This is a genomic window from Mycobacterium sp. Marseille-P9652 (assembly GCF_902652685.1).
Lineage (GTDB): Bacteria > Actinomycetota > Actinomycetes > Mycobacteriales > Mycobacteriaceae > Mycobacterium.
Genome location: NZ_CACRUY010000033.1, coordinates 30,468 through 55,346, shown reverse-complemented (window position 1 = coordinate 55,346; position 24,879 = coordinate 30,468). Strand labels below are relative to the sequence as shown.

Below are 24,879 nucleotides of genomic sequence, written 5' to 3'. Positions count from 1 at the left end.
AGTCCACATGCTGGGACGGGCGGATGAAATCCGGATGTGGGGGAGTTACAACAACGTGCCACTGACATCGGGGCCTTCGGGCCAGGAGCCCATCGCTCTGCCCCAACCCGTGGTTCCCGCACGGCCCGACGGGTCACGCGGCGATCGCGAGCGCGGCGAAGCCGGGCGAGGCGGGTCGCCACAGTCGTCACGCGGCGATCGCGAGCGCGGCGAAGCCGGGCGAAGCGGGTCGGCGCCACCGTCCGCGCTGCGGCGGGTGCTGCGGCGTGCGCGCGACGGCGTCGCCCTCAACGTCGAGGAGGCAGCGCTCGCGATGGCCGCGCGCGGCGACGACCTCGCCGACCTGTGCGCCAGCGCGGCGCGGGTTCGCGACGCGGGCCTCACGTCGGCGGGGCGGCGCGGACCCGCCGGCCTGCTGCCGATCACCTATTCGCGCAAGGTCTTTCTCCCGATCACGCACCTGTGCCGCGACACCTGTCACTACTGCACCTTTGTCAGCGTCCCCGGCAAGCTGCGCGCCCGCGGCGCGGGCATGTACATGGAGCCCGACGAGATCCTCGACGTGGCGCGTCGCGGCGCCGAACTCGGTTGCAAGGAAGCATTATTCACCCTCGGCGACCGTCCGGAGGACCGCTGGCCCGAGGCGCGCGAGTGGCTCGGTGAACGGGGATACGACTCCACGCTGTCGTACGTGCGGGCGATGGCGATCCGGGTGCTCGAGGAGACGGGACTGCTGCCTCACCTCAACCCCGGCGTGATGAGCTGGTCGGAAATGTCGCGCCTCAAGCCGGTGGCGCCGTCGATGGGCATGATGCTCGAGACGACGTCGCGGCGGCTGTTCGAAACGAAAGGTCTTGCGCACTACGGCAGTCCGGACAAGGACCCCGCGGTGCGGCTGCGAACCCTCACCGATGCGGGCCGGTTGTCCATCCCGTTCACCACCGGTCTACTGGTGGGCATCGGCGAGACGCTGGCCGAACGCGCCGACACGTTGCACGCGATCCGCAAGTCCCACAAGGAATTCGGGCATGTGCAGGAAGTGATCGTGCAGAACTTCCGCGCCAAGCAGCACACGGCGATGGCCGGCGCTCCCGACGCGGGCATCGAGGACTACCTTGCGACGGTGGCGGTGGCGCGGTTGGTGCTCGGCCCGGGCATGCGTATCCAGGCGCCGCCAAACCTGGTGTCGCGCGACGAGTGCCTGGCGCTCATCGGTGCCGGCGTCGACGACTGGGGCGGTGTCTCGCCGCTGACGCCCGACCACGTCAACCCCGAGCGGCCCTGGCCGGCGCTGGACGACCTGGCCGGGGTCACCGCCGAGGCGGGCTACGACCTGGTGCAGCGGCTCACGGCCCAGCCCAAGTACGTGCAGGCCGGCGCCGCGTGGATCGACCCGCGGGTGCGCGGTCACGTCGAGGCCCTGGCCGATCCGGTCACCGGACTGGCGCGCGACGTCAACCCGGTGGGCAGGCCCTGGCAGGAGCCCGACGACATCGAGTCGTCCGGCCGGGTCGACCTGCACGCCGCCATCGACACCGAGGGGCGCAGCAGCGAGGCCCGCAGCGACCTCGACAGCGCGTTCGGCGACTGGGAATCTGTGCGCGCCCGCGTCCACGAGCTGGGAGCGCGGGCCCCGGAGCGCATCGACACCGACGTGCTCGCTGCGTTGCGGGCGGCCGAACGCGATCCCGCCGGCTGCAGCGACGACGAATACCTCGCCCTGGCCACCGCCGAGGGGCCCGCGCTGGAAGCGGTTACGGCCCTTGCCGATTCGCTGCGCCGCGAGGCCGTCGGCGACGACGTGACCTTCGTGGTGAACCGCAACATCAACTTCACCAACATCTGCTACACCGGGTGCCGGTTCTGCGCGTTCGCGCAGCGCAAGGGTGACGCCGACGCGTATTCGCTGTCGGTCGACGAGGTGGCCGACCGCGCGTGGGAAGCCCACGTGCAGGGCGCCACCGAGGTGTGCATGCAGGGCGGGATCGACCCCGAGCTGCCGGTGACGGGCTACGCCGAGCTGGTCCGCGCGGTCAAGGCCCGCGTGCCGTCGATGCACGTGCACGCCTTCTCGCCGATGGAGATCGCCAACGGAGTCACCAAGAGCGGCTTGAGCATTCGCGAGTGGCTGACCGGCCTGCGCGAGGCGGGCCTGGACACGATCCCCGGCACCGCCGCCGAGATCCTCGACGACGAGGTGCGCTGGGTGCTGACCAAGGGCAAGTTGCCCACGTCGATGTGGGTCGAGATCGTGACGACCGCGCACGAGGTGGGCCTGCGGTCGTCGTCGACGATGATGTACGGGCATGTGGACACCCCGCGGCACTGGGTTGGCCACCTCAACGTGTTGCGCGGAATCCAGGACCGCACGGGCGGTTTCACCGAGTTCGTGCCGTTGCCGTTCGTCCACCAGAATTCGCCGCTGTACCTTGCCGGCGCGGCCCGTCCCGGGCCCACGCACCGCGACAACCGCGCCGTGCACGCGCTGGCGCGAATCATGCTGCACGGGCGCATCGCTCACATCCAGACCAGTTGGGTGAAGCTCGGCGTCGAGCGGACCCGGGTGATGCTCAACGGCGGCGCGAACGACCTCGGCGGGACGCTGATGGAAGAGACGATCTCGCGGATGGCCGGTTCCGAGCACGGCTCGTCGAAGACGGCGGGCGAACTCGCCGCGATCGCGGAGGGCATCGGACGCCCGGCGCGCCAGCGCACCACCACCTACGCGCCGCTGGCGGCCTAGCTTCCCGTTCGGCCGACACGCCGCAGTAAAACTCGGCGCAGCGGGGTATGGCTGCCCTATGAGCCGACACGCCATCGATGACGAGCGATTCCCCGAGTGGCGGCCGTTTGTGGACGCGGTCCAGCAGCGACGGCCCGAGGACCCCACCTGGTGCGACGGCTGGACGGTGCGCGACATCGTCGCCCATCAGGCCGGGAATGCCGAGGAACTGGCGCGGGTGCTGCGCTCGCACCTGGAGGGCAACCCCGTCGGAACGCGGAGCTTCGAGGAACGCGAGGGTCCGCTGCGATCGCTGGGCGGCGCCGAGGTGTGGGACGCCCTGCACGAGCGGATGGCGACGCTCGCCGAGGTGGCGGAGGCGGCCGAGGAGGTGCCGGCCGACACCGACGTGGCCTGGACGGGGCGCACGATGAAAGTCCCCTGGTTCGCCGAGCACATGCGCGAGGAACTCGTGTTGCACGGGTGGGACATCACGGGAGACACCGCCGCGGCGCGCGAGCTACTGGCCCAGCCGTGGATGACCACTCACAGCGTCCTGGCCGTGGGTCGGCCGCTGTTGGCCAAGGGGAGCAAAGCATTGGGACCGGGGGAGCGGATCAGCGCGCGGTTGCGCGTCGTTGACACCGACGACGTGGTGGTGAGCGCCGACTCCGACAACACGAGCATCGAACTGGCGCCGCCCGACGGCCCGGCGACGGTGGAGACCGACGCCGCCACCCGGGTGTTGCTGCTTTGGGGGAGAAGCCCAGCGGACCCGGCACGGGTATACGCCCATGCCGGGTCCGAAGCCCTAGGCCAAGTCCGCCGATTGCTCAGCGGCTACTGAGTTGAAGCTCAGTAGTTGTTGCAGCTCCCGGCCACCGCGGTCACGTCGTTGAAGTACTGCGCCGCCCCCGGTATCGCCTGGATCTGGGCCGCCATCTGCGCGCGCTTCGGCGGCGGGGAGGCCAGGAACGTGTGCAGGTAGTTCGTCGCGACCGGCGACGCGCTCAGCTGCGCGGCAGCGCTCGGGTCCGTCGCATTCAGCGCGGCCATGACCTGCCCGTAGTTACATGTCGTGTTGATCACCGCGTCCAGCGGGTCCGCAGATGCGACACCCGCGCCGGCGGTCAACGCGATTGCGACACCGCCGACCGCGGTAGCCATTTTGGTCAACGACAGCCTCACCATGTTGTGGACACCTTCCTGAGTTGATGCACCGTCGGACGACGGCGACGACATTGCCCAGCGGTTGCCGTCTGCGGACGAGATTACCAGGACCGCCGGGCTTTGTTCTATCGAAACCGTTATCGCACAACGTCCGGCGGATGTAACAATTCCCAGGTCAGAGGGTGTTCGCCAGGAGCGAAATCACTGGCGGAACCGAAGCGGCCGCCGGTGCCCTCGCCGCCGGTTCCGCCCGGTCACGCCGCACTCGCAGCGCCGCACCGGCGATCCGCGGCGCCGCCGTCGTCCCGGTGTGTGACCTCGCCGGCGCGAAAAGTGGGTGGGGGTTGCCGATCAAGCGGGTCGCCGCGACGCGTGAGGCTGGTGGTTGACGTGTATGTGCAACGTCTAGTATCAGTAACCAAAAGCTTTGTCCCGAGCGGCCCGAAGCAGTCGGGGACGCCAGGGCCGGCTGAACCCAGCCCATGCTCGCCCAGCTCATGGAGGAGACTTCTGTGACCTACACGATCGCCGAACCCTGCGTCGACATCAAGGACAAGGCGTGCATCGAGGAATGCCCGGTCGACTGCATCTACGAGGGCGCCCGCATGCTCTACATCCACCCGGACGAATGCGTCGACTGCGGCGCCTGTGAGCCGGTCTGCCCGGTCGAAGCGATCTACTACGAAGACGACGTGCCGGAGCAGTGGAGTCAGTACACCCAGATCAACGCCGACTTCTTCGCGGAGCTCGGCTCGCCCGGCGGGGCGGCCAAGGTCGGCCTGACCGAGAACGACCCGCAGGTCGTCAAGGACCTGCCGCCCCAGGGCGAAGGCGACTGAGCGGCGCGGTGCCGCAGCAGCCCACTGAAGCTCGAGCGGGGACGCGCGCCCCGGGAGGGCGGGTTTCGGCGTCCCTGCCGGAGTTCCCGTGGGATACCCTCGCCGAGGCGAAAGCCCGGGCAGCCGCCCACCCGGACGGCATCGTGGACCTGTCCGTCGGAACCCCGGTCGACCCCGTCGCGCCGCTGATCCAGGAGGCCCTGGCGGCGGCCGGATCGGCGTCGGGATACCCGGCCACCGCCGGCACCGTGCGGCTGCGCGAGTCCGCGGTCGCCGCCCTGGAACGCCGGTTCGGGATCACCGGGCTGGCGCAGGCGGACGTCCTGCCGGTGATCGGGAGCAAGGAACTCATTGCCTGGCTGCCCACGCTGCTGGGGCTGGGGCCCGCCGACGTGATCGTCGTGCCGGAGCTCGCCTACCCGACCTATGACGTCGGCGCCCGGCTCGCCGGCGCGCGGGTGCTGCGCGCCGATTCGCTGACCCAGCTCGGACCCCAGTCGCCGGCGCTGATCTACCTGAACTCCCCGAGCAACCCGACGGGGCGCGTGCTGGGCGTGGACCACCTGCGCAAGGTGGTCGACTGGGCGCGCGGCCGCGGTTGCGTCGTCGCCTCCGACGAGTGCTATCTGGGCCTGGGCTGGGACGCCCAACCGGTGTCGATCCTGCACCCCTCGGTCTGTGGCGGCGACCATGCCGGGTTGCTGGCGATCCATTCCCTGTCGAAGAGTTCGTCGCTGGCCGGGTATCGCGCGGGCTTCGTCGCCGGCGACCCGGGTCTGGTGGCCGAGCTGCTCGCGGTGCGCAAACACGCCGGGATGATCGTGCCGACCCCGGTCCAGGCGGCCATGGTGGCCGCCCTCGACGACGACGCCCACGAGCGGGTGCAGCGCGAGCGGTACGAACGGCGCCGCACCGCCCTGCTGCCGGCTTTCCGCGCGGCCGGCTTCGCGGTGGACCACTCCGAGGCGGGCCTCTACCTGTGGGCCACCCGCGACGAGCCGTGTCTCGACAGCGTTGCCTGGCTGGCGGCGCACGGGATCCTGGTGGCGCCCGGCGACTTCTACGGCCCGCGCGGCGCCCGTCACGTGCGGGTCGCGCTGACCGCCTCCGACGAGCGCGTCGACGCGGCGGTGCGGCGACTCGGCTGACCGCCTAGGCCCCGCCACCTGCGGCGCGGCCGGCGGTGACGGCAGAATGCATCGAAACGCGGTTCAAGCGGTCGACTTCGGGTTAGGACTGTGGTCGTGACAACTACGTCGGGTACGTCGGGTACGTCGGGTACGTCGGGTACGTCCGATACGTCGGGTACGTCCGGTACGTCGGGCAAGCCCCGCATCCCCCTGTCGGTCGGCGACATCGCCAAGCGCGTCTTCCTGGGCAAGCCGCTCATCACCGAGGAGCTGTCGAGCGAGAAGCTGTCGAATCCGGTTGCGCTCGGAGCGCTTTCGCCGGACGCGATCTCGTCCACCGCGTATGGCCCCGAGCAGGTTCTGATCGAGCTGCTCCCGCACGCCGGGCTCGCCGCCTTCCTGTTGCTGCTGCCCGTCACCGGCGTCATCCTGCTCATCCTGGTGCTCGTGGCCGCGTCCTACCGGCAGGTCGTGATGGTCTACACCCGGGCGGGCGGCTCCTACATCGTCGCGCGGGACAACTTCGGGCCCCGAGTGGCGCAGGTCGCCGCGGCGGCCCTGCTGATCGACTATGTGGTCACCGTCGCGGTCCAGTCGGCGGCGGGAACGGTCGCCGTCGTCTCCGCCATCCCCGCCCTCGGCCCGCACAGCCTGCAGATCACGGTGGCCGTCGTGCTGCTCATCTGCTACGCGAACCTGCGCGGGCTCAGGGAGGCGGGCTGGCAGTTCGCGTTCGCCACCTACTTCTTCGTCATCATGGTCGGCGTCACGATCATCATCGGCGTCACGCGGGTTGTGCTGGGAGACATGCCGGTCTACGACCCCGCCCACCTACCCGGTACCGTGCCGGTTCACCAGGGCGACGGGCTGGTGATGGGTGCCACGGTCCTGGTGTTGCTGCGCGCGTTCGCGAACGGCGGCTCGTCGCTGACCGGGGTGGAGGCGATCTCCAACACGGTCGACTACTTCCGAAAGCCGCAGGGCCGCAACGCGCGCCGCGTGCTCACCGTGATGGCGGTCATCCTCGGCTTCCTGCTGGCGGGCGTCGCATACCTCGCGTACGTCACGCACGCCACCCCGTATCTCAGCGAATACCCGTCGGTGCTCTCGCAGATCGCCCGCGCGGTGTTCGGAAACGGTGTGGTGGGCAACGTCGCCTACATCCTGGTTCAGGCGGCGACGGCCGCCATCTTGTTCACCGGCGCGAACACCAGCTTCAACGGCTTCCCGGCGCTGGCCAGCTTCGTCGCCGAGGACCGCTTCCTGCCGCGGCAACTGACGAAACGCGGTCACCGGCTGGTGTTTTCGAACGGCATCATGACGCTGGCTGCGCTGTCGGTGGTGTTGCTGCTCGCGACCGGCGGCTCGGTCAACGCGCTGGTCCCGTTCTACGCGATCGGCGTGTTCACCGGGTTCGCGATGGCCGGCTACGGGATGACGAAATACCACCTGACGCACAAGGAACAGGGTTGGCGCCGGCGGCTGGCGATCAATCTGAGCGCCGCCATCCTGTCCACGGTGGTGGTGGGAATCTTCGCGGTGGCGAAGTTCACCGAGGGCGCCTGGCTGGTGGTGGTGATCTTCCCGGTCCTGGTGTTCATCCTGCAGCGCCTCAATCGCGAATACCGCGCGGAGGCAGCCATTCTCGAGATGTTCCGCACCGACCGCCCGGATATGGTGAAGTACGCCCGGCACAAGGTCTTCGTCTTCGTGGACTCGGTGGACCTCGCGACCATCGAGGCGTTGCGGTACGGCAAGGGTTTGCGGGCCGACGAGCTGGTCGCGGTGCACTTCATGGTCGACGCCGCGTACGCCGCACGGCTGCGAAAGCGTTGGGACCACTTCGATCTCAGTACGCCGCTGCGGGTGGTGGACTGTCCTGACCGGCGGATCACGCGGGCCGCGCAGCTACTGGTGGCCAAGGCGCGCGACGAGCATGCGGACACCAACGTGACCGTGCTGTTGCCGCGGCGGACGTTCGCGCCGCTGCTGGGCCGGTTGCTGCATGACCGCACGGCCGACAAAATCGCCCGTGCCGTCAGCGTCATCCCGGATGCGGCGGCGACGATCGTGCCCTACGACGTCGAATCGCGGATCAAAGAGGCCTACCCCGACAACCTCGAGCAGCGCATCGCCCAGGAGATCGACAAGCTGCAGGCGTGGGTGTCGCGGGACGAGGACCGAAACGTCGAACAGTACGAGCACCCGGAGCGGTCACCCTCGGTGATCATGGTGGCGGGCCTCATCGCAGGGCAGCGTGCCACGATCGAGGGTCGGGTCAACGAGGTCCAGGACGTCGCCAGCGGCCGGCGGACCCTGCGGCAGGTCGTCGTGGGCGACAGCAGCGGCGAGCTGACGGTCACCTTCCGTCCCGGCCATGGCGGCGCCGACATCCAGCCGGGCCAGGTGCTGCGGATCACCGGCAAGGCGCGGCAGACGGGGAACCGGCCGGTCTCGATGCTCGATCCCGTCTATCACGTCGTGGAGGACCCCGCCGAGGACGCCGAGTCCGGGAAGAGCGAACAGGCCACCGAGGGCTGAGGCCGGCCGCTCACAGGCTCGCGACGCCGACCGCCAGCAGGGCGGCGCCGACCACCCCGAGCAGGGCGGCGACCTCCAGGCGCCGGCGGGCCCGGATCCACTCGTTCAGGGCGGTCATCGACGTGCGGGTCCGCTCGGGCGCGACGGCGAAGGCGACCAGCGGGGCCTCCACGAACGCGAACGCGACCACGTTGAACAGAGCCAGCGCCCCGACCTGTGCCCACGCCGCGGCGCCCGAGGCCAGGATGACGGCGAGCGCGGCCAGGTAGTCGACGGACGGCAGCGCGATTCCCAGCCCGGCCACGCCGGCCACCCACAGCGACGGCCCGCGCAGCACCCGCTGCGCCCGGGTCGCGACCCGCCCGGCGCCGACATCGCGTCCCGCCAAGGGATTCGCGACGAGCACGGCGGCGGCCGCGAGCGCCAGCGCCCCGATCGCGATCTGCACGGTGGGCAGGGTGAAGTAGTCGATCCCCGCCAGCACTCGCCGCAGAATGAACAGCACCACCAGGCCCACGCTCATGCCCATCACGAAGCCGCCGCACAGAAACGCGCCCAGCTGAAGCGCGGGCCGCGGCCTGTTGAGCATCAGCACCGTCATGCCGATCCGGAACGGTTCCAGGCTCACGGCCAGGGCCATCACCAGGATGGTGAGCAACATGGCAGGGTTCGACGCCGGCGCCTCAGGCGCCTGAACCGCCGCCGTCGCACGGCAGCGAGACGACGGGCGAGTGGGGCATGCGCGCCAGGCTACCGGCTCAGTGCGCCGAGACTGCGCTCAGCGCGCCGAGACTGTACCCAGCGCGCGTTCGGCGGCGCAGTCGCGATGTGCGGTCAGGCTCGACGCGCAGGCCGCAGGCTCAGTGCGCCGGCCGCACCGCCGTTCATCGCTCTAAACGCCCGCACCCCAATGGAACACGCGCGTGGTCAGCAGGACGAGTCCCAGCGACACCGAGGCCACGACGACCAGCCCGATGATCGCGACGACGAGCGGGCGCCAGCCCGTCCGCGCGATCTGGCGGATGTCGGTGGTGAGTCCGACCCCGGCGAAGGTCAGCAGGAACGCCCACTTCGACACGTTCGCCAGATTGGCGGCCTGGCCCTTGGTCAGCCAGTGCGCGGTCGCGATGGCCGACACCGCGAGGAACCCGAGTACGAACTTGGGGAACTTGGCCCAGACGAAGGCGCCCTTCGCCTTCGCCCCGGGCGCGATCTCGTCGGCCTCGCCGCGCGCCGCCCAGTACAGCGCGAAGCCCAGGACCACGAAGCCGATCAGCGCGTTGCGGGTGGACTTGACCAGCACGGCGATCTTGCCGGCGTGGTCGGAGAACAGGTAGCCGGTGGCCGTGGTTTCCGCGGTGTTGTCCACCGACAACCCGGCCCAGAGGCCGAATTCGTGGTCGGTGAGGCCGATCAGGTGGCCCAGCGGCGGCAACACGAACAGCCCCACGGCGCCCAGCGCGAGGATCGCCGCGATGGCGTAGCTGACGTCGGCGTTGCGCGCCCGGATCGCGCCCTTGGCGGCGACGATCGCCGAGACCCCGCAAATCGATGTGCCGATGGCCAGCAGGGAGCCCAGCTTGCCGGACAGCCCGAAGGCGCGGGCCGCCACCAGGATGATCGTCCCGGCGATCGTCATGTCGACCAGGATCTGCACCAGGCTGGTCGCCCCCAGCTTGGCGATGTCGCCCAGCACGAACCGCGAACCCAGCGCCACGATGCCGACCTTCAGCCAGAATTGGTAGGTCAGCACCCCGGGCCGGAAAACGCGATGCAGGCCAACGGTATTGGTGATCACCAGGCCGATCACGATGGCCCACAGCACGTACTCGATGTCGGGCACCGTCCAGTGGTGGTGCTTGGCCGTCGCGTTCCACCAGACCTGCGCGTACTTGCCCAGCACGCCCACGGCGATCAGCAGCAGGATGCCCGGAACGTAGTCGAGTGGGCGGTGACTGACGAAGGCGGCCTCGCCGGGCTCGTGAGCCGACGTCTCGTCGGTTTCGACGCTGCTGACGGTGCTCACCGCGTCACCACGGAATCTTCGGAAGCACGTCGGCCACCGCCAGCGCGACGATCACGCCGGCCAGCAGGGTTGCCCACCAGTCTTCGGATAACCGTTTCACGCCGATATGGTCGCGTGCCCGACCACGGCGACCAAGTGATTCGCTCGCGCTGAATCTAGGTTCGAAGGGGGCTGACCTCGTCGAGCAGGGCGATGACCCGCGCCGCGAGCTCGTCGACGTCGGCGTCGGCGGTGTCGAGCACCAGGTCAGGGTTCTCGGGTGGCTCGTAGGGGGCGTCGACGCCGGTCAGCCCGGTCAACTCGCCGCGGCGGGCGCGCGCGTACAACCCCTTGGGGTCACGCTTTTCGCACTCGGTCAGGGAGGTGGCGACGTGGACCTCCAGGAACGGCAGCTTGGCCGCCTCGTTGAGGGCGCGGGCGGTCTCGCGGTCGGAGCGGAGCGGCGAGACGAGCGACGCCAGCGCCACCACGCCCGCGTCGGCCAGCAGCCGGGTGACATGCCCGACGCGCCTGATGTTTTCGGCACGGTCGCCGGGGGAGAAGCCGAGGTCGTCGGACAGGCCGTGGCGCAGGTTGTCGCCGTCGAGCAGGTAGGCCACGCGCCCGGATTCGACGAGCGCGCGCTCGACGGCGACCGCGATCGTCGATTTACCGGAGGCGGGCAGCCCGGTGAACCAGATCGTCGCGCCCGCCTGCCCGGTCGCCCGCCAGCGGTGGCCGCGGTCGAGCGCGGAAGGGTGCCAGCGGATGTCGGTGCGCTTGTGTGTGCCGGGCTTGACCTCGCGCGCCTCGATGATGGTGCCCGCGCCGACCGTGTCGTTCGTGGTCTCGTCGATGAGGATGAATGCGCCGGTGTCCCGGTTGTCGGTGTACGGGTCGGCGATGACGACGGAACTGGTGCGCAGCGTGATCGTGCCGATGTCGTTGAGCGCCAATTCAACCGGGCCGTCGAGCTCGTCGAGCGTCTCGGGGTCCAGCCGCGAGTGCAGCTCCTGCACGGTGGCTCGCACGGTCTTGGTGGTCTGTTTGAGCGCGAGCCGGTCACCGGCCCGCAGCGGCGAGTCGACGAACCAGCACACGGTGGCATCGAGCTCGCGGGCCAGCGTGGGCGGCACCGCGTCGTCGGCGCCGCTCACCAACACGTCGCCGCGTCCGACGTCGATGTTGTCGGCCAGCTCGACCGAAACCGAGAGCGGCGCAACGCCCGTCGTGCGGTCGTCGTCGAGGGTGTCCAGCGCGGTCACCGTGGACCGGGTGCCGGCGGGCAGGGAGACGACCGGATCGCCGACGCTGAGCGTTCCGGCCGCGATCCGGCCCGTGTAGCGGCGCCGCACGTCGGCGGTCGGGCGCGACACCCATTGCACGGGCAGCCGCAGCCGCCGCGACTCGGCGTTCGGCGCGGCCAGTTCGACACTTTCGAGGTACTCCAGCAGGGTGGGGCCCTCGTACCACGGTGTGCGCTCCGAGCGGTGCACCACGTTGTCGCCGTGCTTGGCGGCGATCGGGATGACCGTGATGTGGGCGTCGCCGAGGCGGTCGGCGAGTTGGGCGAGTTGCTCGGCCACCCCGGCGAACGTGGATCGGTCGAAGTCGATCAGGTCGATTTTGTTCACCGCGGCGACAAAGCGCTTGACGCCCAACAGCTTTGCGATCCGCGCGTGCCTGCGGGTCTGGCGCAGCACGCCCGCGCGCGCGTCGACCAGCAGGATGGCGACGTGCGCGTTGGAGGCGCCGGTGAACATGTTGCGGGTGTAGCGCTCGTGACCGGGCGTGTCGGCCAGGATGTAGCTGCGGGTCTGCGTGGAGAAGAACCGGTAGGCGACGTCGATGGTGATGCCCTGCTCGCGTTCGGCGCGCAAGCCATCCGACAGCGCCGCCAGGTCGGCGACACCCTCGGAGTCGGTGACGGCGGCGAGGTGGTCCAGCGGCAGGCTGTCGGTGTCGTGCATCAACCGGCCGATCAGTGTGCTCTTGCCGTCGTCCACCGATCCGGCGGTGGCGATGCGCAGCAGTTGACGGGTGATCCCAGGTGGTGTCATCAGAAGTAGCCTTCGCGCTTGCGGTCTTCCATCGCGGCGGCCGAGGTGCGGTCGTCGGCGCGGGTCTCGCCGCGCTCGGAGACCGTTGCCGCGGAGATCTCGTCGATGACCCGGGCGATGTCGGTGGCCCGCGAGCGCACCGCCCCGGTGATGGTCAGGTCGCCGACCGTGCGGTACCGCACCCACTCGACGGCGGGGGTCTCCCCGTTGTCGGGCGAGGCGTACTCCGAGACCGCCAGCAGGATGCCGTCGCGCTCGAACACCTCACGCTCGTGGGCGTAGTATATGGACGGAATCTCAAGGCCTTCCAGCTCGATGTAGCGCCAGACGTCGAGCTCGGTCCAGTTGCTGAGGGGAAACACCCGCACCTGTTCGCCCCTCTTGATCCGGCCGTTGTACAGCGACCACGGCTCGGGGCGTTGCGCGCGCGGGTCCCACTGGCCGAACTCGTCGCGGAAGCTCAGGATGCGTTCCTTCGCGCGGGCGCGCTCCTCGTCGCGGCGGGCGCCGCCGAAGGCCGCGTCGAACCCGCCGGCCTCGAGGGCGTCGAGCAGCGTGCGGGTCTGGGCGCGGTTGCGAGACGCCCCGGGGCCGGGGTCGGGCACGCGGCCGTTGTCGATGGATTCCTGCACCGAGGCGACGATCAGCTTGTGCCCGTGCCCGGTGACCCGGCGGTCGCGGAACTCGATCACCTCGGGGAAATTGTGTCCGGTGTCGACGTGCATCACCGGGAACGGCAACGGCAGCGGCCGAAAGGCTTTCTCCGCCAAGCGAAGCAGGACGATCGAGTCCTTGCCGGCCGAGAACAGCAGCACGGGCCGCTCCAGCTCGGCGACGACCTCGCGGATGATGTGCACCGCCTCGGCCTCCAGCAGCCGCAGTTCGTCGACGCGCCGCGCCTCTGCAAGTGCGGTCACGTGGGTAGCCCCTCTCGTTCGGCATCGGCTCGGTAGCGGTCCACCCACTCGTCTGAACGCTGGTCGGCCTGGCGCTCGAGCACCGGCTCGGGAGCCAGGCGGGGGTCCAGGCCGAGTTCGGAGAGGATGTTGCCCACCACCTCGGTGAGATTGCGCCACAACGTCGGGTACGGAATCTCCATCGGCTCAACGTTCTCCTCGGCGAACCAATTCCGCCACCCCTGCTCCTGGGCGCGCAGCATGGTGACGACGTGGGCGATCGCGCCCGCGTGGTAGGTCGCGCGCGCGTCGCGCACGGGATCCGGCCTGCCCCGCCACACCCGCGTCTGCACCGCCCGCCAGAACGACACGGCCTGCGACACGACGTCGGGCCGGAAGACATGGATCAGCAGCGGGTCCTCACCGATGACATCGCGGATGGCGGCCAGCAGGCCGTCGCCGGATCGATTCGGCAGGTCCTTGGCCCGGCCCAGCAGCAGCGGCGTCTGGTTCCACATCAGCTTGCCGCCCCAAATGCCGTTGGGCGTGCGGCCGACGGTGCGGACGTAGTCGCGCCAGATTTCGGGCGGCGCCAGGTCGGGCTTGCCCTCGTCGAGCGGATCGAGCAGGCTCAGAATCGACTCGTCGTGCGCGTCGGCGAACCACTCGCGGGGCTGCGGCGCCTGGCTGGTGGTCGGCAGGTACTGGAAGAACTCCTGGGGTTCGCCCGCCACGCCGGTGGCCCGCAGCGATTCGACCAGCAGCGTGCTGCCGCTGCGCTGGGAGGCAAGCACCAGATACGACGAGGGAGAATTCGCCACCCGGGAAGCCTAGCGAATTGCAAATCCGCTGCAAGACTTGCATTTAGCTTCACCCTGAGCGTAACTCTTGCGCCGGGATTCCGGAGCCGGGACCGCGCCGGCCATCGCCCGCGAGCAAATCGAGTAGTCCATGAGTAGTGAAACGAGTAGTCGTCCTTCCGCGTCCGCGCATTGTTCGCTGGGACGATGGTCTGACCGGTCCCGGCCGGCGCGGGACCCACAGTCGAGGTGGCGGTATGAAGACCCTGACCGTTCGGCGCCTTCGCCGATTGCTGCTAGTCGTGTCCGGCAGCCCGCGAAGCGATCGCCGCCGCGCCGCGCCGTGCGATCTCCGGGCCGGCCGGGCTTCGAGCGTCCCACTCGACCGCGGCTCGATGGTGCCGCTCTGCGTCCTGTGCATCGAAGCGGGCCGGGCAACCGAAGCCACTTTCCAGACGCGGGAAATGCTCTGCGGCTGTGACGAACACATCAAACTACTCGAACAGCACGGCCGCGCCGCGATCCGCGAACAGCGGCGGGCTTCGCGGTATGCGAGGTCCGGCCCCGCCGACGAACTCGTTCGCGTGGCGGTCGGGGTCGACGTCACCCGATGAGTGCCGGGCAAAGGCCCGCCACAACCTAATTCGAGGGCGAGCGGACACCGCCCAGGTGCAGGAGTTGGTCGCGCCGCTCGACGCCGAGCTTGGCGAAGATCCGGTAAACGTGGCCCTCGACCGTCCGCACGGAGACGACCAGCCGATCGGCGATCTGACGGTTGGACAGGCCGGCCGCGACCAAGTTGACGATCTCGCGTTCGCGGTCGGTCATCTGCGGGGGTGGGGCCGCGCAACGCAGGGCGGGCGTGACGATTTCGTGTTCCCCGGCCAACCAATGCGCGCGGATCGACGACCGAATTTCCTTGCCCCGCTGCCGCGTTCGTGCGTGTTGGCGTGCCGCGTGGGCCGCTGCGTCGACGGCGAGCGCCATCGCGCCGATGTCGGCGAACCGGTCGGCGGCGGCGTCGAGCAGGTCACCGTCGGGGTGCGCCAGGCCGCGGGCGTGCTCCGCAATCGCCTCCGCCAGGGGGGTGTTGAGCGTCTTGGCGAGTTCGATCAGCCGGTCGGTGTGCGAACGGTCGTCGAACCGCAGCGCGGTGTGCAGGGCGCGCATCTCGACGGCGTCCATCCCCGATTGCCGGGCGATGTTCGCCGCGCGCACGGCGTGTGTCCGCGCCGCGGCGGTCTCGCCGACGGAGGCGCGCTCCCACGCGCGGGCCAGCTCGAGTTCCGGCAGGAACACGGCGACCTGCGGTCCGTACGCTTCCTCGGACTTGCGCAATGCCGCAGCGGCGGCCGCATTGTCTCCCCGTGCGCCTTCGGCCTGCGCCGACCACGAGGACACCAGCATCAACCAGCCCGCCGTGAACCCGGACGACATCGCCGCGACCGAATCCCGAAGCGCCGCACAGGCGGACTGCAGCTCGCCCCCCGCGAGCTCGATCAGTCCGAGCATGGCGTGCAGGAACGCGTCGGCCGCGGGCCACACCCTGGTCGCGGAGGCGTAGCGTTCCCACACCCGCTCTGCCGCCGCGTTGTCGCCGGCGGACGTGAGCGCCGCGACCTCCGCGAGCCCCAGCGCGAACCGGCACGGCCCCGATTTGTCGAACGCGCCCACCCGGCCCGCATCGGCCGCACGCTGGACTTCACCGAACCGGCCGACGAGGACCAAAGCCCAGCACGTCCACGTGGCGGCCCACGTCTTCACCACGGCCGCCACATCGGATCGCAGGACGGCGGCGCCGATCTCCTGCGCCGTGCCGACGTCTCCGGTGAAACACGCGAACGCGGACTCCATGGCCGCGATGATCGGACGCTGGGTGGCGGAAACACGCGTCCTCAGGTCGGCGAGCGCCGCTTGCGCCGCCTCGACCCTTCTGCAGCTGAAGAAGAGGTTCGCCGCGCGCAGGCAGCCCCACTGCGCGATCAGCCACTCGTCGGCGCCGTCGAGGTCGACGCCATCGAGCAACACCTCGACCTCGTCACCTCGCCCCTGCCAGCCGAGCGCCTCGGCCAGGACGAGCGCCGCGGTGGCGCCGGCGCCCCGTTCGAACGCGAACCTCGCCAAGTCCTCACCGGAAGCGACGTCGGACATGGTCATCGCACTCGCCGCCGCATCGACGATCAGATCGAGGTCCGGCGCCAGATCACTGCGCATCATGAACTGCGCCAGGCGAATTCGGGTACGAACGTCGGGCACGCCCGATCGCTCCTCCTGCGTTCGGAGCTGCTTCTGGAATTGCCGCGCGAGCCAGGTGATCAGCTGGCGCGTGCGCACCACTCCGGCTCGGTGTATCGCCACCTCGCCCATGATCGGGTGGCCCAGCCGCGCCACCGCGTGCGAGCCGTCCGCAACCACCTGGATCATGCCCCGGCGCTCGAGGGCCGCCACCACGTCGGCGTCGCAGAGTTCGCGCAGTATCTCCCAGTCCAGCACCTCGGCGGCCGCCAGGAGCTCCACCGCCTCCAGTTCCTCCGGCGCGAACGATTGCAGCCGAAACTCGAGCAGGTCGTAAAGCTGGCGGTCCGCGTGCAGCGCGCCACGAAGTTGCCAACCCGTATCGGTGTGCGCCAGCACGCCACTTTCCCGGCCGGCGATCAACAGGCTGCGCAGCAGCAGTGGGTTGCCCGCGGTCCGATGGTGCAGCTCGTTGATCAGCCGGGTGTCGACCACCCCGCTGAGCACGGCGCGGGCGACCTCCCGGGTCTGCTCCGGGGTGAACGCTTCGATCCGCAGGCTCTGCAGTAGCCGGTCCTTCAACAGCGCCGTCACCGCGTCGGGCACCGGTTCGCCGGACCGGATCGTCACGATCAACCGGGCACTACCACCGGCCGCGAGCTGGTGCACCAACGTCGAGGACAGCGGATCGAGCAACTGCGCGTCGTCTACGACGACGACGAGGTTCTCCACCCGCTCGAGGGCATCGTGCGCGGCCGCGAGCATGGCGGCCGGCTCCCGCGGGGCATCGACGGTCAACGACCGGTAGAACGCTCCCAGCGGCACCGTCGAGCCGGTCAGGGTGCCCAGGACATACCGCACCGTGGCCCCACTGGACTCGAGTGTGTCCGCGAGGGCGCGAGCGAGAGTGGACTTGCCGACCCCGCTGTCGCCGAGAAGGGCCACGCCGTGGAATTCTGTGCGGTCCCCGAGGGCCGCCAGCGCTTGGCGCCGCTCGTCATCGCGGGCCACAATCGGCCACTGCGAGCCGCTCGCCATTTCCACCAGACCTCTGACCTCCTGTGCGCAGACAGTACTGAGCCGACCCTGCAATCGCGCTGAAATCAGCCATTTCAAACCATTGCGGATAACCGTGTTTGGCGATTGCGCCCCATCAAATCATCCCCTTTGCAAGTCTTCCAGGGGGCGAATCGTACTGATGGTCATCAATCGCGGCGCAAATCATTCTGGCGGCCCATGACAAGCGGCCGCTGAGGCGTCGCGGCGCGACCCACGCAGTGGGCCGACGTGCAAATATCACACCGCTGACCGACCACGCTTCACTTGCGGCCATTCGACGGCGCACGCCGTCGAGCGATTCATTTAAGGGGTACCGCTGAATGGCGCCGAGTCCGCCGTTATTCCAAGTACATGGTGTGGATATCCCGGTTCGGGAATGGCGCACCACCGGAACGTCTCGGCGCGATCGGCAAACCGCATAAATGCGGCGTAAACGCGCGACCCCGCCCTGGTAGTACCGTGAGCCGCAAGCTTGCACTCCGAAGTCGGCGAGGTTGGCGTGCATACGGGGGACACAGGGTTGATCGGCATGGCTGGGCGTGACGCCGGGAAGCTGCGATGCGGCTGCGGTACATAAGCGTCCCGGCGCTGATCGCCGAGGCGGGCGGTGACCCCTGGGCCATCGATCGAAGCCTGCAGTCCGGCCGTCCGGGGGAGATCGCCGGCCTCGCCGGGGCCTTCCGTGCGGCGGGCCGACGGACCGCCGAGTCGACCGCCGCCTTCGAGGACGCCCGCCGCCGGTTCGAGGCGTCCTGGACCAGCGACAACCGCGAGCACGGCGAGCACCCCATCAACGACTCCGGCGAGGTCGAGCGGGTCACGCGGTCGCTAGGGGCACAGTCGGAGCAGTTGCCCAAGATCGGCGTGGACCTCGAGAACATCGCCGCGGCGCTGGCCGAGGCGCAACGAACGGCGGCCGGCGAGATCGCCACCCTCGAAGCGCAGCTGCAGCGGCTCGACGACCTGATCGGCCTGGCCGTCGACCAGGAGAAAGATCCGAAGCTCACGGCGCAGGACACGACCGCGCTGAACGCCCTGGTCACAGCCTGCGAGGACGACGCCATCGCCGACACCAAGGCAGCGCTGGCTCAGCTGCGGTCGCTGCGCGGCGGCTACTCGGACTACCTGCAGCGGTCGCTGACCACGCTGCGCACAGACGGTTACGACCCCGCGGTCCTGGGGACGGTGGACGCTCCCGAGGCGCCGAAACCCGGCGACCCGATTCCGCTCCCGCCGCCGGGAACGAGCTCCGAGGACGCCGACCGATGGTGGCGGACCCTGACCCCCGATCAGCAGCGGCAAATGATCGCCCAGCACCCGCCCGAACTCGGCAACCTGGACGGGATCCCCGCCGAGGTGCGGGGCGAGGTCAACGGTGCGGTGCTCAACGACGACCTGCACACCGTCGAGGACGTCGCACAACGGCACGGCCTCTCGCCGGAAAGCCTGCGGGACAACGCCCTCAAGGGCGAGGGCAACGACGTGTTCGCCGATCCCGGCAAGTATGGGCTGTCGGCCGCCGACATCACCCGGTACCAGAACGCGGTGAAGACGAACCATGGTCTCGAGCACGACAAGGGGTCGGTCGCGGACCACCCCCGTCCCGTCCTGTTGTGGGCGTACGATCCGCTGGCGTACAACGGCAAGGGCAGGGCGGCGATCGCGATCGGCAATCCGGACAGGTCGCAGAACACCGCGGTGATCGTGCCCGGCACCAACAGCAGCGTGCGGGGCGGCTGGCTGTACGACGGCCACAACGACGCCATCAACCTCTACGACCAGTCGCGGAAAGCCGATCCCACGCACTCGACCTCGGTGATCGCGTGGATGGGCTACAACGCGCCCGTGTTCGATTTCCAGCACCCGGAATCCGCCGTCGCGGACCCGGCGAAGCTGCAGCAGGTCGGCACGCCGTGGATGGCCCGCGCGGGTGGCGCGGTGCTGGCGGCCGACGTCAACAGCCTCGCGGTCACCCACGACCCGAACGTCGCGTCGCACGTGACCGTGATCGGCCACTCCTACGGGTCCACGACGGTGGCCGACGCGTTCGCGGGCAGCGGCATGCGCGCCAACGATGCCGTCCTGATCGGTTGCCCCGGAACAGATTTCGCGCACGGCGCCGGTGACCTTCACCTCAACGGTGGTCAGGTGTACGTGGGCGCGGCGTCGACGGACGCCATCAGCTGGATCGGGGAAGCCGGTTCTCTGCCACCCAATGTGCTCAACGTCGCCCTCGGCGAGCCCCTCGGCGCGCTGGCGGGCCTGGGCACCGATCCCGCGCACGAAGGCTTCGGCGCGGTGCGGTTCGACGCCGAGGTCGCGGGCTCACAGAGCGTGGTGCCGTGGTTCAACGATCACTCGCACTACTACGACATGGGCAGTGAGTCGCTGCGCAACATGACGGAAATTTCGACCGGACACGGCAATAATCTGGCCAATGAAGGCATGCTGGCCCCGGCGCGCGACGAGGAGCGGGTGTCCACGCCGACCGGGGTGCGCACCCCACTCGGGACGATCCCGCTGCCCCACGTCGAGGTGCGCACCAACGTCACGGTCGACCCGGAGTGGGATCGGCCGTCTGACACCGTCACCAAGGACCATGAGTTCAAGTAGCTTGCGGAAAGGACCGGTCCGAATTGCGGCCCTGATCGCGGCCGCCGTGTTGGGAGGATGCGCGCACATGTCCCCGGCCAGGCACGAACCGGACCACCCCGGGCGGCCGATGACCGATCAGCAGGCCATCGCCCAGGTCGTCGACCCGGCCAAGCAGATCGCGAAAGTGGCTGCGTTGCAGGACCCTTCCGGTGGCTTCAGCTGGGAGTCGTGCAACGACCAGGGTGAGCCGCCCTACCGGGGCCGAGTCGACATGACGTTCGCCGTTCCCGCCGGCGTCGACCACGGCGCGTACTTCCAGCGGGTCGCCGACACGATGGTCGCCAACGGCTGGACGGCCGGTGCACCCCCGGGCCAGCGTGTTGCGGGCGCGGCGATTCACCGCAACGGCGTCATGGCGACCATCGGCGCCAGCCCTTTCGAGGGCGCCGACGGAGCCGTCCAACTGTTCGGCGAGTGCCTGAACATGAACGACCACCGCCACGACAGCAACGGCTTCAGCATCAAGGATCAGCTGCGCGGTCCTTAGGTGCGCTCGACGGCCCGCAGGCCGAGCGAAAACAGCAGGCGCACATCGGGATCGGCGAGCGACGTCGACAGCGCCCGCTCGATCCGGCGTACCCGGTACCGCACGGTATTGGGATGCACCTGCAGCGCCCCGGCCGCCGCGGCGACGTCGCCGAAGCTGTCGAGGTACGCCCGCAGCGTGTCGGCCAGCACCGGATCCTGCGAGCGCAGGCGGCGGATTCGCGGATCGAGCAGGCGCTCGTCGGCACCGATCAGGGTGACGATCTCGTCGAGCAGCACGGTGGTGCGCGCCTCCGCCGGCGTGGTGACCCGCCCGATGGCGGGATGGCGCTCGGCACTGTTCAACACGCGGTCCACTTCCGCGCGGGCGCCGGCGAGCTCGCCGAGGACCGCCACCGGTGCGGCGATCACCGCCCTCAACTGCACGCCCAGGTCGCCGCTGAGCGCGGCGATCGACGCCCGGACCCACGAGGCGACGGATCGGGTCCGCGTCAGCCTGGGCAGCACCACGTACACGCGCGAACCGGACGAGGTGACCTGGGCATGCTGATGAAAAGCGCTGGCGCTCAACGCCAGAACGTTGACCAGGCGCGGCGGGCGGGCCGCCGGCTCCAGGGCGTCCCACCCGATCAGGACGGCGGTGTCCTCGGGGCTGAGGCCGAGTTCGCGGGCGGCGGCGGCGACGTCCGCTGGTTCCGGGGCAGCGCCGTCGGCGAGGCCGAGCAGCTGCTGCACCCGTCGGGCATCGGTCGATGGGCCCGCCGCCAGGCGTGACACGATCCGGGCGGCCAACACCGCGGCACCCCGCAAGAGTTCCTCGGCATCGTCGGCCAGCGGCTGCGAACCCTGTTGAACCCAGATCGTTCCGGCGAACGCCGGGGGCCGTCCGGAGTCGGCCGGCGGTAGGTGGATGCCGACCGCCAGCCGCGGACGCAAACCCAGCTCCGGGCGCTCCGCGACGCGCACCACCTCGGTGCCCGACCGCAACGCGTCGAAGATGCCCCACTGGCCGATCCACTCGAGGTGCTCCGGCGGACCGGCCCTGCCCAGGATGGACAGCCGGCGCAAGTCGTCGGCTTCGTCGTTGGAGGCCGAATACGCCAGCACGTGCGACTGCTCATCCTCGATGCTGACCATGCCGCGGATGCGGTCCGCCAGCGACTGGGCCAGCCCGAAGAGGTCGGTGCCCGGATCGTCGAGCGGATCGGCCCTATCGCCGTGGTGTTCGAAGACGTGGTTCACCAAGCGGTACAACCGCTCCCAGCGCGCACGCGGGTCCACGGCCACCACCGCCGACCCCATCCCGGCCGCCGCGCGCACCAGCGCGTCCGACGGCTCCTTGACGAAGACCGCGATCGGAGCGCGCTGGCGGGCCTGCTCTCCGATCCATCCGAGCGCTTCCTCCTCGTTGACGCCCAGCAGGAAGAAGGCATCGGCCGAGCTGGCGGCCGCGGCGAGCCCGAGCCGTACGTCGTCGGAATCGATCAGCGCGGCGGAGGCCACCGCCAGGTCCAGCCCGCGCGGGGCCTCCACGAGGGTGACCAGGGTGGCGTCCAGGGCGAGCAGCAGTCGGCCCAAGCCCACTCCGTCGCGGCGCATATTGTCGAATCCTACTAGCTGTTGACATTATCTTGTCGAACCGACCAATACATTCGCGTCCCGGGACGGGGACCCTGGCACCATGGATGCAATCACCCAGGTGCCCCTGCCGGCCAACGAGCCCGTGCACGACTACGCCCCGGGGTCGCCGGAATGCGCGCGGCTGCGGGCCGAATTGGCGAGGCTGGCGGAGCGCCCGACCGACCTGCCGCATGTCATCGGCGGCCGGCACCAGATGGGGGACGGCGAGCGCGTCGACGTCGTCCAGCCGCACCGGCACTCCGCCACGCTGGGCACCCTCACCAATGCCACGCCCGCCGACGCCCAAGCGGCGATCGATGCCGCGATGGCGGCCAAACACGACTGGGCCGCAATGCCCTTCGACGAGCGGGCGGCGGTGTTTCTGCGGGCCGCGGACCTGCTCGCGGGGCCGTGGCGGGAGAAGATCGCAGCCGCCACGATGCTCGGCCAATCGAAGTCGCCCTATCAGGCGGAGATCGACTCGCCGTGCGAGCAGGTCGACTTCTGGCGGTTCAACGTCGCGTTCGCGCGCCAGATCCTGGCGCAGCAGCCGGTGAGCGGGCCCGGGGAGTGGAACCGCAGCGACTACCGTCCTCTCGACGGCTTCGTCTACGCGATCACGCCGTTCAACTTCACCTCCATCGCCGGCAACCTGCCGACCGCGCCGGCGCTGATGGGCAACACGGTGGTGTGGAAGCCCTCGATCACCCAGACCCTGTCGGCCTACCTGACTCTGCAACTGCTCGAGGCGGCGGGGCTGCCATCCGGCGTGATCAACATGGTCACCGGCGACGGCTTCGCGGTTTCGGATGTCGCCCTGGCCGACCCGCGGCTGTCCGGCATCCACTTCACCGGGTCGACGGCCACCTTCCAGGCGCTGTGGCAGCGCGTGGGTGCGAACATCGGCCGCTACCAGAGCTATCCGCGGCTGGTCGGTGAGACCGGCGGCAAGGACTTCGTCGTGGCGCACGCCTCGGCGCGCCCGGATGTGTTGTGCACTGCCCTGATTCGCGGTGCGTTCGACTATCAGGGCCAGAAGTGTTCGGCGGCGTCGCGCGCCTTCATCCCGCGTTCGCTGTGGCAGCGCATGGGAGACGACTTCTTGGGCGCTGTCGCGGCTCTGCGGTACGGCGACGTCACCGATCTCACCAATTTCGGTGGGGCCCTGATCGACCGGAGGGCCTTCGTCAAGAACGTCGACGCCATCGAGCGGGCGAAGGGCACCGCGGGGGTGACGATCGCGGTCGGGGGCGAATACGACGACAGCGTGGGCTATTTCGTGCGGCCCACCGTGTTGCTGTCCGACGATCCGACCGACGAGGCTTTCGCCACCGAGTACTTCGGCCCACTGCTGTCGGTGCATGTGTACCCCGACGACGACTACGACCTCATCCTCGACGTGGTCGACACTGGATCGCGGTACGCCCTGACCGGCGCGGTCATCGCCGACGACCGCGCCGCCGTGCTGACCGCCCAGAACCGCCTGCGCTTCGCCGCCGGGAACTTCTACGTCAACGACAAGCCGACCGGCGCCGTGGTCGGGCGCCAGCCGTTCGGGGGGTCGCGCGGGTCGGGCACCAACGACAAGGCCGGTTCGGTGCTGAACCTGTTGCGTTGGACGTCGGCGCGCACGATCAAGGAGACGTTCGTCCCGGCGACCCGGCACACCTATCCGCACATGGGGTCGTGAGCGATGGCCGGAGCGTTCGCGCACACCCTGCGTCCGGTGATCTTGGCGGCCGGCCGGCGGGACGGGTTGCGTCGGGGCGTCGAGCGTCTGCCCGCCACCCGGAGGGTGGTGCGCCGGTTCGTGGCGGGCGAGACGGTCGAGGGTGTGCTGAATACCGTTGCTGCGTTGCGTGATTCCGGGCGCTGCGTGAGCGTCGACTACCTCGGCGAGGACGTCACCGATCCCGGCGCCGCCGAGGCGGCCGTGCGGGTGTACCTCGATCTGATCGACAGGCTCGGCCGCTTTGGGAGCGGCGGCGGCGTCCGCCCGCTCGAGGTGTCGGTGAAGCTGTCCGCCCTGGGGCAGTCGCTGGAACCCGACGGCGAGAAGATCGCGCGGGAGAATGCGTGGACGATCTGCGAGGCGGCCCAGCGGGCCGGCGTCTGGGTGACGGTGGACGCGGAGGACCACTCGACGACGGATTCGACGTTGTCCGTCGTGCGCGACCTACGGACCGACTTCCCTTGGCTCGGTGTGGTTTTGCAGGCGTACCTGCGGCGGACGCCGGCCGACTGCGAGGAATTCGCCGGGGCCGGGGCGCGGGTCCGGTTGTGTAAGGGCGCGTACGACGAACCGTCGTCGGTGGCGTACCGCGACGACGCCGAAGTCACCGACTCCTACCTTCGGTGCCTGCGGGTGCTCATGAGGGGCGCGGGGTATCCCATGGTGGCGTCACACGACCCGGCGATCATCGCCGCGGTGCCCGCCATCGCGAGCGAATCAGGCCGTGGGCCGAGGGATTTCGAATACCAGATGTTGTACGGCGTCCGCGACGATGAACAACGGCGGCTGGCCTGCGCCGGCAACTCCGTCCGCGTGTATGTGCCGTTCGGTTCGCAGTGGTACGGCTACTTCATGCGGCGACTGGCCGAACGCCCCGCCAACTTGAGGTTGTTTCTACGGGCGCTCGTGAACTGACCGTCGATCGGCCG

17 protein-coding genes are annotated in these 24,879 nt (G+C 69.8%); 9 read left to right on the top strand and 8 right to left on the bottom strand.

Going from position 1 to position 24,879, the window contains the following annotated elements; all coding sequences use genetic code 11:
• Positions 1-34 precede the first annotated feature (34 nt).
• Both GPY60_RS17310 and GPY60_RS17305 read left to right on the top strand, forming a co-directional pair.
• Positions 35-2,743: a bifunctional FO biosynthesis protein CofGH gene (locus tag GPY60_RS17310; RefSeq protein ID WP_370462745.1), complete on the top strand. Its 2,709-nt coding sequence runs from the start codon at positions 35-37 to the stop codon at positions 2,741-2,743.
• A 58-nt stretch (positions 2,744-2,801) separates the two neighbouring features.
• Positions 2,802-3,569, top strand: coding sequence for a maleylpyruvate isomerase N-terminal domain-containing protein (locus GPY60_RS17305; RefSeq protein WP_156688916.1), 768 nt, complete (start codon positions 2,802-2,804; stop codon positions 3,567-3,569).
• A gap of 8 nt (positions 3,570-3,577) precedes the next feature.
• Here GPY60_RS17305 and GPY60_RS17300 read toward each other — a convergent pair whose 3' ends face one another.
• The gene (locus GPY60_RS17300) at positions 3,578-3,910 is read right to left on the bottom strand and encodes a hemophore-related protein (protein WP_156688915.1); all 333 of its coding nucleotides are present in this window, start codon (positions 3,908-3,910) and stop codon (positions 3,578-3,580) included.
• Between the two features lie 494 nt (positions 3,911-4,404).
• On the opposite strand from GPY60_RS17300, the gene fdxA reads away from it, so the two are divergent.
• The 3 genes from fdxA to GPY60_RS17285 all read left to right on the top strand — a co-directional run bounded on the left by fdxA (position 4,405) and on the right by GPY60_RS17285 (position 8,402).
• Complete coding sequence (gene fdxA / locus GPY60_RS17295; RefSeq protein WP_068132416.1) at positions 4,405-4,731, top strand: ferredoxin; 327 nt, start codon at positions 4,405-4,407, stop codon at positions 4,729-4,731.
• Positions 4,732-4,739: 8 nt separating this feature from the next.
• Entirely contained in the window at positions 4,740-5,879 is a 1,140-nt protein-coding gene (gene dapC, locus GPY60_RS17290) for a succinyldiaminopimelate transaminase (protein WP_156688914.1), read from the top strand.
• 186 nt (positions 5,880-6,065) lie between these two features.
• Complete coding sequence (locus tag GPY60_RS17285) at positions 6,066-8,402, top strand: APC family permease (RefSeq protein ID WP_231639699.1); 2,337 nt, start codon at positions 6,066-6,068, stop codon at positions 8,400-8,402.
• Positions 8,403-8,412: 10 nt separating this feature from the next.
• Here GPY60_RS17285 and GPY60_RS17280 read toward each other — a convergent pair whose 3' ends face one another.
• The 6 genes from GPY60_RS17280 to GPY60_RS17255 form a co-directional block, all read right to left on the bottom strand.
• A complete protein-coding gene (locus GPY60_RS17280; protein ID WP_156688912.1) occupies positions 8,413-9,063 on the bottom strand; it encodes a GAP family protein in 651 nt (216 codons plus the stop codon).
• A gap of 231 nt (positions 9,064-9,294) precedes the next feature.
• A complete protein-coding gene (locus GPY60_RS17275; protein ID WP_156688911.1) occupies positions 9,295-10,428 on the bottom strand; it encodes a YeiH family protein in 1,134 nt (377 codons plus the stop codon).
• Positions 10,429-10,583: 155 nt separating this feature from the next.
• Entirely contained in the window at positions 10,584-12,467 is a 1,884-nt protein-coding gene (gene cysC / locus GPY60_RS17270; protein WP_197283709.1) for an adenylyl-sulfate kinase, read from the bottom strand.
• Positions 12,467-13,384 carry a sulfate adenylyltransferase subunit CysD gene (gene cysD / locus GPY60_RS17265; RefSeq protein WP_156688910.1) on the bottom strand — a complete coding sequence of 306 codons (918 nt, stop codon included), beginning with the start codon at positions 13,382-13,384 and terminating at the stop codon, positions 12,467-12,469. The genes cysC and cysD overlap by 1 nt, the downstream gene beginning before the upstream one ends.
• Positions 13,381-14,184: a trehalose 2-sulfotransferase gene (gene stf0 / locus GPY60_RS17260; protein WP_156688909.1), complete on the bottom strand. Its 804-nt coding sequence runs from the start codon at positions 14,182-14,184 to the stop codon at positions 13,381-13,383. The genes cysD and stf0 overlap by 4 nt, the downstream gene beginning before the upstream one ends.
• Positions 14,185-14,802: 618 nt before the next feature.
• Complete coding sequence (locus tag GPY60_RS17255; protein WP_156688908.1) at positions 14,803-17,436, bottom strand: helix-turn-helix transcriptional regulator; 2,634 nt, start codon at positions 17,434-17,436, stop codon at positions 14,803-14,805.
• A gap of 579 nt (positions 17,437-18,015) precedes the next feature.
• On the opposite strand from GPY60_RS17255, the gene GPY60_RS17250 reads away from it, so the two are divergent.
• Both GPY60_RS17250 and GPY60_RS17245 read left to right on the top strand, forming a co-directional pair.
• Positions 18,016-20,070 carry a putative alpha/beta hydrolase gene (locus GPY60_RS17250; protein WP_156688907.1) on the top strand — a complete coding sequence of 685 codons (2,055 nt, stop codon included), beginning with the start codon at positions 18,016-18,018 and terminating at the stop codon, positions 20,068-20,070.
• A gap of 67 nt (positions 20,071-20,137) precedes the next feature.
• Complete coding sequence (locus GPY60_RS17245; RefSeq protein ID WP_156688906.1) at positions 20,138-20,599, top strand: hypothetical protein; 462 nt, start codon at positions 20,138-20,140, stop codon at positions 20,597-20,599.
• Here GPY60_RS17245 and GPY60_RS17240 read toward each other — a convergent pair.
• The gene (locus GPY60_RS17240) at positions 20,596-22,197 is read right to left on the bottom strand and encodes a PucR family transcriptional regulator (protein ID WP_156688905.1); all 1,602 of its coding nucleotides are present in this window, start codon (positions 22,195-22,197) and stop codon (positions 20,596-20,598) included. The two genes, GPY60_RS17245 and GPY60_RS17240, sit on opposite strands and share 4 nt — an antisense overlap.
• A gap of 82 nt (positions 22,198-22,279) precedes the next feature.
• On the opposite strand from GPY60_RS17240, the gene pruA reads away from it, so the two are divergent.
• Together pruA and GPY60_RS17230 are read left to right on the top strand one after the other, a co-directional pair.
• Positions 22,280-23,908, top strand: coding sequence for an L-glutamate gamma-semialdehyde dehydrogenase (gene pruA, locus GPY60_RS17235; protein ID WP_156688904.1), 1,629 nt, complete (start codon positions 22,280-22,282; stop codon positions 23,906-23,908).
• 3 nt (positions 23,909-23,911) lie between these two features.
• The gene (locus tag GPY60_RS17230) at positions 23,912-24,865 is read left to right on the top strand and encodes a proline dehydrogenase family protein (RefSeq protein WP_156688903.1); all 954 of its coding nucleotides are present in this window, start codon (positions 23,912-23,914) and stop codon (positions 24,863-24,865) included.
• Positions 24,866-24,879: the final 14 nt, after the last annotated feature.

What these genes read in the sequence shown, in the direction of transcription:
- GPY60_RS17310 (WP_370462745.1), top strand. Translation starts at nt 35, where the DNA reads ATGTGGGGGAGTTACAACAACGTGCCACTGACATCGGGGCCTTCGGGC.
- GPY60_RS17305 (WP_156688916.1), top strand. Translation starts at nt 2,802, where the DNA reads ATGAGCCGACACGCCATCGATGACGAGCGATTCCCCGAGTGGCGGCCG.
- GPY60_RS17280 (WP_156688912.1), bottom strand. Translation starts at nt 9,063, where the DNA reads ATGTTGCTCACCATCCTGGTGATGGCCCTGGCCGTGAGCCTGGAACCG.
- cysC (WP_197283709.1), bottom strand. Translation starts at nt 12,467, where the DNA reads ATGACACCACCTGGGATCACCCGTCAACTGCTGCGCATCGCCACCGCC.
- GPY60_RS17255 (WP_156688908.1), bottom strand. Translation starts at nt 17,436, where the DNA reads ATGGCGAGCGGCTCGCAGTGGCCGATTGTGGCCCGCGATGACGAGCGG.
- GPY60_RS17250 (WP_156688907.1), top strand. Translation starts at nt 18,016, where the DNA reads ATGCGGCTGCGGTACATAAGCGTCCCGGCGCTGATCGCCGAGGCGGGC.
- GPY60_RS17245 (WP_156688906.1), top strand. Translation starts at nt 20,138, where the DNA reads ATGTCCCCGGCCAGGCACGAACCGGACCACCCCGGGCGGCCGATGACC.
- GPY60_RS17240 (WP_156688905.1), bottom strand. Translation starts at nt 22,197, where the DNA reads ATGCGCCGCGACGGAGTGGGCTTGGGCCGACTGCTGCTCGCCCTGGAC.
- pruA (WP_156688904.1), top strand. Translation starts at nt 22,280, where the DNA reads ATGGATGCAATCACCCAGGTGCCCCTGCCGGCCAACGAGCCCGTGCAC.
- GPY60_RS17230 (WP_156688903.1), top strand. Translation starts at nt 23,912, where the DNA reads ATGGCCGGAGCGTTCGCGCACACCCTGCGTCCGGTGATCTTGGCGGCC.